The organism is Nonomuraea lactucae (assembly GCF_003313395.1).
GTDB classification, from domain to species: Bacteria; Actinomycetota; Actinomycetes; order Streptosporangiales; family Streptosporangiaceae; genus Nonomuraea; species Nonomuraea lactucae.
Window position 1 is genome coordinate 1 of record NZ_QNFZ01000203.1, and the last position, 7459, is coordinate 7459.

General features: G+C 72.2%; 7 protein-coding genes and 2 pseudogenes. All 9 read right to left on the reverse strand.

The genetic code is table 11. From position 1 onward, the window contains the following. Positions 1 to 1445: pseudogene (locus DQW85_RS45800) on the reverse strand (primosomal protein N'); the annotation flags it as partial. Positions 1446 to 1726: 281 nt separating this feature from the next. Continuing rightward, a pseudogene (locus DQW85_RS48185) lies at positions 1727 to 2053 on the reverse strand (primosomal protein N' family DNA-binding protein); the annotation flags it as partial. Between the two features lie 358 nt (positions 2054 to 2411). Next, positions 2412 to 3599: a methionine adenosyltransferase gene (metK, locus tag DQW85_RS12760; RefSeq protein ID WP_113700538.1), complete on the reverse strand. Its 1188-nt coding sequence runs from the start codon at positions 3597 to 3599 to the stop codon at positions 2412 to 2414. A gap of 137 nt (positions 3600 to 3736) precedes the next feature. Then, positions 3737 to 4105 carry a hypothetical protein gene (locus DQW85_RS44430; protein ID WP_205315076.1) on the reverse strand — a complete coding sequence of 123 codons (369 nt, stop codon included), beginning with the start codon at positions 4103 to 4105 and terminating at the stop codon, positions 3737 to 3739. Positions 4106 to 4270: 165 nt separating this feature from the next. Then, on the reverse strand, positions 4271 to 5455 hold the full coding sequence (gene coaBC / locus DQW85_RS12770) for a bifunctional phosphopantothenoylcysteine decarboxylase/phosphopantothenate--cysteine ligase CoaBC (protein ID WP_113700539.1): 1185 nt from the start codon (positions 5453 to 5455) through the stop codon (positions 4271 to 4273). An 8-nt stretch (positions 5456 to 5463) separates the two neighbouring features. Further along, positions 5464 to 5733, reverse strand: a complete 270-nt coding sequence (gene rpoZ / locus DQW85_RS12775; protein ID WP_101783051.1) for a DNA-directed RNA polymerase subunit omega — start codon at positions 5731 to 5733, stop codon at positions 5464 to 5466. 5 nt (positions 5734 to 5738) lie between these two features. Beyond that, a complete protein-coding gene (gmk, locus tag DQW85_RS12780; RefSeq protein ID WP_240197133.1) occupies positions 5739 to 6311 on the reverse strand; it encodes a guanylate kinase in 573 nt (190 codons plus the stop codon). A gap of 138 nt (positions 6312 to 6449) precedes the next feature. After that, positions 6450 to 6773, reverse strand: a complete 324-nt coding sequence (mihF, locus tag DQW85_RS12785; RefSeq protein ID WP_020541698.1) for an integration host factor, actinobacterial type — start codon at positions 6771 to 6773, stop codon at positions 6450 to 6452. A 527-nt stretch (positions 6774 to 7300) separates the two neighbouring features. After that, a partial coding sequence (locus DQW85_RS12790) for an orotidine 5'-phosphate decarboxylase / HUMPS family protein (protein ID WP_205315077.1) occupies positions 7301 to 7459 on the reverse strand: 159 nt, incomplete at its 5' end.

Consider the following 7459-nt stretch of genomic DNA (forward strand, 5'->3'; position numbering starts at 1 on the left):
GGGAAGGCCCGGCCCAGTTCCTCGGCGGTGCGCCGCGCGCCGACGACCACGGCCCGCAGCCTCGGGCCACCGCACCGCGCGCACCGCCACCCGGCGTCCACCCGCCCGCACCAGCGGCAGTAGGGAGCGGCATGCCCGGCCCTGAGGGCGAGAGGCCCGTGACAGAGCGATTCGCCCTCGGTCACGGCGTAGGCCCCCGCGGCAAGCCCCTGCCCCTCTCGCATCCCCCCGGCCCCCGCTCCTGCCCCGGCATGAGCTCCGGTCCCGGGATGCGGTCCGGAACCGGGATGCGGTCCGGAACCGGCATGCGGTCCGGAACCGGCATGCGGTCCGGAACCGGCATGCGCCCCGAAGAGGGACGGCGCCCCGGCCGGAACGGGAGCCGTGCCGGGGCCGTGTCCTGTGCCGGGGCCGTGTCCCGTGCCGGGGCCGTACGCGGGGTCCAGAAGGCGGGACGGGCCGCTGAAGCGGGTCGGCGGGAGGGTGCAGCGCGCCGGGGCGCGGCAGTGCTGGCAGGCCACCGCGGGCACGTAGCCGCGCCGCGGCACCTGCACCAGCACGGGCCCTTCCTCCAGGCCCTGCCGCAGCGCCCGCCAGGCCAGGCTGGGCAGCCTCGCCGCCCGCGCGGCCTGGTCCTTGGCCAGCTCGGCATCCTCTCCGGCGGGGCGTACCCGAGGGGCGAGGCCTCTGATCGTCTGCCGGGTCGCGAGGATCGAACGGGCCCAGCGGGTGGCGATGAGCTGGGTCGCCTCGGCGGTGCGGGTGTAGCCGCCGATGAGCATGGCCGCGCCGGACCGGTGCGCTCTGAGCGCGAGGACCTCGCGGGCGTGCGGGTAGGGCGCCAGGCGTTCGGCGTGCAGGTCGTCGCCGTCGTCCCAGATGGCCACGAGCCCCAGCTCGGCCACCGGGGCGAACATGGCCGCCCGCGTGCCCACGACCGCCCGCGCCTGGCCTCTGAGGAGGCGCAGCCACCTCCGGTAGCGTTCGGCGGGCCCGAGGTCGGCGGTGAGCGCCACATGGGCTCCCGTCCCCAGTGCCCGGCTCAGGGCGGCGTCGGCCGACGTCACGTCCTTGCCGTCCGGAACGACCACGACCGCCCCCCGGCCGCCGTCCAGCGTCGCCCGCACCGCCTCCGCCACCGCCTCGGCCCATCCGCTGCCGCCCGGGAGCGCCTGCCACACGGCTCGTGGCGCCCGGCCGCTCCTGAGCGCGTCGAGGAACGAAGGCCCCATCGGGTACGCCTCCCAAGCCCTCGCGCCGCTCAGGTCGGCCCGGGTGTCGCCACTCCGGCTCTCTCCTGGCCTCCCGCCCGCGACACCCCCCGCCGCCCGCCTCGGGGGTGGCTCGGTGTTCGCCGGGTGAGGCGCGGCGCGGCCGTCGGAGGGCCGCCCCTCTGACGGCACGTCCTCCGTGGAGCCCTCAGCCGAGGGGCTCTCGGGGGGCACGGTCGTGTGAGGCTCCTTGAGGGGGCCACGCGGGCCGGCCGGCGCGGCCTGTCGCGGGGTGGGTGTGGCGGGGGCGGCCTGTCGCGGGGTGGGTGTGGCGGGGGCCGGCTTCGGGGTCTCCGCCTCGGTCCTGGCGTGCCGGGGTGGCACGGCCAGTCGGAGTACGTCGGCCAGGGTCCCCGCGTACCGGTCGGCGACCGCCCTCGCCAGCCCGGCGATCTCAGGCCGTCGGCCAGGGTCCCCGCGTACCGGTCGGCGACCGCCCTCGCCAGCCCGGCGATCTCAGGCGTCAGCACCCGTTCGGCCGAGACCACCCGCTCCAGCGGCGCGAGCCTGCCGGTGTGGTCGCTGTGCTCGGCCCGTTCCAGCAGGAACCCGTCGACCAGCTTCCCGGCGAACCGCACCCGCACCCGCACCCCCGGCTGGGCGATGTCGTGCATCGTGGCGGGCACCAGGTAGTCGAACGGCCGGTCGAGGTGGGGCAGCGGGTTGTCCACCGCCACCCTGGCCACCGGCTGCGAGGGCGCGGGAACCGGGGCTCCTTTGGACGGCACGACCGCGGGCCGCACGGCGTCGAGCGGCAGGAGGGCGTCCTCGGAGTCGGTCACGGACTACGTCTACCAGACGCCACGACCTGCGAGACCACTCCGGCGATCGCACGAGAGGCCGACCCCCGCTCGCGGCGCCCTCCCGCCCCATGCCCTCGCGAGGGGACGCCGTCCCAAGGGGGCGCCGTCCCAAAGGGAGCACCGTCCCAAACAGCGCCCTCCTGAGAGGCGCCGTCCTGAGAGGCGCCTTCCCAAAGGCTGGCCTCCCGAGGGCCGCCGTCTCACGGAGTGCACTTCCAGGGGCGCCGTCCCGAGGGGCGCCTGCCGCGGGGCGTCGTTCCGGCGCCCGGCGTCGGCGGGCCCTGAACGCGCGGATGCCGCGTTCCTGGGCAGGAACGCGGCATCCGCGAGCGAACGGTCAGAGACCGGCGGCGGTCCTGAGCGCCTCGGCGCGGTCCGTCGACTCCCAGGAGAAGCCCTCGCGGCCGAAGTGGCCGTAGGCGGCCGTCTCGGAGTAGATCGGGCGCAGCAGGTCGAGGTCGCGGATGATGGCGGCCGGGCGGAGGTCGAAGACCTGGAGCACGGCGTCCTGGATCTTCTCCACCGGCATCTGCTCGGTGCCGAAGCACTCCACGAAGAGGCCGACCGGCTGGGCCTTGCCGATGGCGTAGGCCACTTGGACCTCGCAGCGGTCGGCGAGGCCGGCGGCCACGACGTTCTTGGCGACCCAGCGCATGGCGTAGGCGGCGGAACGGTCGACCTTGGACGGGTCCTTGCCGGAGAAGGCGCCGCCACCGTGGCGGGCCATGCCGCCGTAGGTGTCGATGATGATCTTACGGCCGGTCAGGCCGGCGTCGCCCATCGGGCCGCCGATCTCGAAGCGGCCGGTCGGGTTGACCAGGAGCCGGTAGCCCTCGGTCTCGATGTCGAGCCCCGCGAGCACGGGGTCGACCACGTGCTCCTTGATGTCGGGCGTCAGCATCTCGCGCAGGTCGATCTCGGCGGCGTGCTGCGTGGAGACGACCACGGTGTCGAGGCGGACCGGCTTGTCGCCGTCGTACTCGATCGTGACCTGCGTCTTGCCGTCGGGACGGAGGTAGGGCACCGTGCCGGACTTGCGGACGTTCGACAGGCGGTGGGCGAGGCGGTGGGCCAGCATGATCGGCAGCGGCATGAGCTCGGGCGTGTCGCGGCAGGCGTAGCCGAACATCAGGCCCTGGTCGCCGGCGCCCTGCCGGTCGAGTTCGTCGACGTCGCCGTCGACCCGGTGCTCCCAGGCGTCGTCGACGCCCTGCGCGATGTCGGGGGACTGCGCGCCGATCGACACCGAGACGCCGCACGAGGCGCCGTCGAAGCCCTTGTGGGAGGCGTCGTAGCCGATCTCCAGGATCTTCTCGCGAATGACGCCCGGGATGTCGACGTAGGTCTCGGTCGTCACCTCGCCTGCGACGTGAACCTGGCCGGTAGTGATCATCGTCTCGACGGCGACCCGGCTCCTGGGGTCGTCCTTGAGCATGGCGTCGAGAATCGCGTCACTGATCTGGTCGGCGATCTTGTCCGGGTGGCCCTCTGTGACCGACTCGGAGGTGAACAGGCGACGTGACAACTCGGTGTCTCCTCATGCAGCGGCTGCTGACGGATGTGCGGCTCCGGCAGGTGGACGGGCCAGGGCCTCGCCGAAGTCTAGCCCTACCCGGCGCCTCGTCGCGAAATCGCCACACCATACGGGCTATGTCATTGATCTCATAAGTCCGGCAGCGGATCGGGCGGGAGCGTCTCCGGCGCGAAGACCTCGGCGTCGGCCGCCGCGACGACCGCCGCGTACTCCTCGTCGAACTCGAACGCCATGGAGCCCAGCTCGATCAGCGGCCCGGCCGCCCGCATGATCGGCCCCAGCCTGGTGTGGCGGGGGAAGGTCGCGTGCACCGACACGGGGCGGTCGCCGCGCAGCATCCTGGTGGCGAGCACCGAGATGCCGTTGCCGGTGACCACGATCAGGTAGTTGGCGGCTCCCGGCGGCCCGATGGACAGCGCGGGGAAGACGTAGCGGATCTCCTCCTGGGCGCCCAGCAACGTCCTGCAGCGATCCCAGACAGCGGAACTCACCGGCATTGGTCCCCCTTCGTGCCAAGTATCCGTAGGCATTCGGGGCACCGCAACAGGTGATTCGCATACCGGTCGGTACGGCTGCGACGGCGCCTGAAGGCGCGAACCAGGCGCCTTGAGGGACCGGCGAAGGGACGTGAGAACCGTCAGGTGATGGGGATGTGAGAACCGTCAGGTGAGGCGGGCGGCGACCAGGTCCCAGACGGCGTCGGCCACGTCCTCCTTGGGACCGCGCGGCACCTCGACCGGGTCGCCGTCGGCGACGAGCACGGTGGCGGCGTTGTCGGGCGTGCCGAAGGCCAGGCCCGGGCCGACCTGGTTGACGACGAGCAGGTCGCAGCCCTTGCGGCGGAGCTTGTCGCGGCCGTTGGCGATCACGTCGTCGGTCTCCGCCGCGAACCCCACGATCACCTGCGGATGGGACGGGCGGCGTTCGCCCAGTTCGGCCAGGATGTCGGGGTTCTTGACGAGGTGGATGGGCTCGGGCTCGCCGTCCGACTTCTTGATCTTGGATTCGTGCCGCGTGGCGGGCCTGAAGTCGGCGACGGCCGCGGCCATCACCACCACGTCGGCCCCGCCCGACGCCGTCAGCACGGCCTCGCGCAGCTCCGTCGTGGACTCCACCCGCACGACCGTGGCCCCGGCCGGGTCGGGCAGGGCGACGTTGGCGGCCACCAGGGTCACCTCGGCCCCGCGCGCCGCCGCGGTGCGCGCCAGGGCGTAGCCCTGCAGGCCGGAGGAGCGGTTGCCGATGAAGCGGACCGGGTCGATGGCCTCGCGGGTGCCGCCGGCGGAGACGACGACCTTGCGCCCGGCCAGGTCGCGCGGGCGCCCGCGCAGCACGCGCAGGCAGATCTGGAAGATCTCGGCCGGATCGGGCAGGCGGCCAGGACCGGTGTCGGCGCCGGTGAGCCGGCCCACGGCGGGGTCGATCACGATGGAGCCCCGCTCGCGCAGTGTCGCGACGTTGGCGAGGGTGGCGGGGTGCTGCCACATCTCGGTGTGCATCGCGGGCGCGAACACCACGGGACACCGGGCGGTCAGCAGCGTGTTGGTGAGCAGGTCGCCGGCCAGCCCGTGGGCGGCCCTGGCCAGCACGTCGGCGGTCGCGGGCGCGACCACGACGAGGTCGGCGGCCTGGCCGATGCGGACGTGCGGGACCTCGTGAACGTCGTCCCACACCTCGGCCGTCACCGGATGGCCCGACAGTGCGGCCCAGGTGGGCTCGCCCACGAACCGCAGGGCGTCTCGGGTCGGGACGACCCGCACCTCGTGCCCTGACTCGGTGAACAGGCGCAGGAGCTCGCACGCCTTGTAGGCCGCGATGCCCCCGCTGACGCCAAGGACGACCTTCATCGAAGGGGTCAGACCGCGCCTTCGATGGGCTCGGCGTTGAGCAGGCCCTCGGAGACCTCGCGCAGCGCGATGGACAGCGGCTTCTCCTGCGCGTGCGTCTCGACCAGCGGCCCGACGTATTCGAGCAGGCCCTCGCCGAGCTGGGAGTAGTAGGCGTTGATCTGGCGGGCCCGCTTGGCGCCCATGATCACCAGGGAGTATTTGCTGTCGACGATGTCGAGCAGCGCGTCGATCGGCGGGTTGGTGATGCCCTCAGCGACCGGGGCAATGCCTGCCACGATTGTCAGACCTCTCGGTTGGTGGTTGTCGTGACCCCCAGAGGGTCAGTCATCAAGGCTATCAGCCGGTGGCACACGTCTTTGACATCCGTGTTCACCAGCGTGAGGTCGAACTCCTTCTCGGCCGCCATCTCCACCCGGCCGGCATCCAGGCGGCGTGCGATGACGTCCTCGGGCTCGGTGCCGCGGCCGCGCAGCCGCTTCTCCAGCTCCTCCCACGAGGGCGGGGCCAGGAACACCAGGAGGGCGTCCGGCATGCTGCGCCGCACCTGCCTGGCGCCTTCGAGGTCGATCTCCAGCAGGGTGGGCACCCCCGCGGCGAGCTTCTCCAGCACCGCGTCGCGCGGCGTGCCGTATCTGTTGCCCGCGAACTCCGCCCACTCGAGCAGCTCACCGGCCCCCACGAGCCGGTCGAACTCCTCGCCGTCGACGAAGAAGTAGTGGACCCCGTGCACCTCGCCGGGCCGGGGCCGCCGGGTGGTCACCGAGACCGACAGCCACACCTCTGGGTGTGCCCGCCGGAGCTCGGCGACGACCGTGGACTTGCCGACGCCCGACGGCCCCGACAGGACCGTCAGCCGCCTGTCAGCCGAGGGGAGGAAGCCGCCGACCTTCGTCCCGGTGCGGACCGCCTCGTGAACCCGTGCACCGCCGGACCGGGACCTGTCGGTCACTTCCCACCCCCCGCTGAACCCGCGTTTCGTGTGGAACCGAGATTAGCTCTCGTTGCCACCGAACTCGCGCTCGAGGGAGGCCCTCTGGTTCGCGCCGAGGCCCCGCACGCGGCGGGACTCGGCGATGGCAAGCCGCTCCATGAGCTGCTTGGCGCGGACCTTGCCCACGCCGGGGAGCGACTCCAGCAGTGCCGACACCTTCATCTTGCCGATGACGTCGTCGGTCTGCCCATCCTTGAGCACCTCAGCCAGAGAAACCGCGCCATGCTTGAGCCGGTTCTTGACCTCGGCACGCTCTTTACGGGCCTTTGCAGCCTTCTCTAGGGCTGCGGCGCGCTGCTCAGGGGTCAGGGGAGGAAGAGCCACGCCGGGTCACCTCGAATTTCTGTCGATGTACTCGGACGGGAAGGGAAACTAGCTGGTCATCGCCCCCTAAGCAACGTCAAAGGCGGTTTCTCTCGCTACAAAATCCACTTCATCACTTTCCGTGCAGGTAAAACTACAGTCAGCTGATCAAATCGTCCTCACTTCCCGCTTCACCGACGGGCACACGGGAGGTGCGCCGAATGGGACGTCGATCACATTCCTGTCGATCATTGACGTCCGAAACCCGCGCCCACCTGCGTCCCAAACCCACGGAGATGGGGATTCCCGTGGCGCCGGGACGGGGTTCGTGGCATCATTCGATCTTGCACGCGGAGCATTCCCCAAGGGCTCGTACGAGGCCCGGAACGGCAGGAGGCTCGCAAGTGTCCCGGGACGGCAGGAGGCTCGTCCGAGGCCCCGGGAGGAGGCTCGCAAGCCGTCCCGGGACGGCAGGAAGGCTCGCGAGTCCCGAACCGGCGAGAAGGTTCGTGCGTAGTCCCGAGTGGCGAGAAGGCTTGTGCGCGGGCTCAGGAGGGCGTGGTGCGGCGGAGGGCGGCGGCTATGGCGGCGGCGGCGGCGCCCGGATCCGGTGAGGCGGTGATGGGGCGGCCGATGACCAGCAGGTCGGCGCCGTCCGCCAGCGCCCGCTCCGGCGCGGCCACCCGCGCCTGGTCCTGCGTGTCCGC